Origin of the sequence: Enterobacter sp. CGMCC 5087 (genome assembly GCF_003144775.1) — a bacterium.
GTDB classification, from domain to species: domain Bacteria; phylum Pseudomonadota; class Gammaproteobacteria; order Enterobacterales; family Enterobacteriaceae; genus Enterobacter; species Enterobacter cloacae_M.
In genome coordinates, this window is record NZ_QFXN01000363.1 from 1 (window position 1) to 360 (window position 360).

General features: G+C 50.3%; 1 pseudogene. It reads left to right on the plus strand.

Going from position 1 to position 360, the window contains the following annotated elements:
- Positions 1-324: pseudogene (locus DEO48_RS26420) on the plus strand (DDE-type integrase/transposase/recombinase); the annotation flags it as partial.
- Between the last annotated feature and the right edge of the window lie 36 nt (positions 325-360).

Sequence of the window (360 nt, forward strand, 5' to 3'; positions counted from 1 at the left end):
CATACCTGCCTGCCAAATCTGCTTGATCGTCAGTTCGCAGTACCGGAGCCAGACCGGGTATGGTGTGGAGATATTACCTATATCTGGGCAGGGAATCGCTGGTGCTATCTGGCAGTTGTTATGGATCTTTTTGCCCGCAGGGTTATCGGCTGGAGTCTGTCAGAGAATGCCGATACAACACTGATAAGCAGTGCCTTGCGTATGGCCTATGAAACGCGTTGTCAGCCGCGGGATGTCATGTTCCATAGCGACCAGGGGAGCCAGTATACAGGTCTGAAATATCAACAACTTCTGTGGCGTTACAGAATAAAACAAAGCGTCAGTTGACGGGGAAACTGCTGGGATAATAGTCCCATGGAA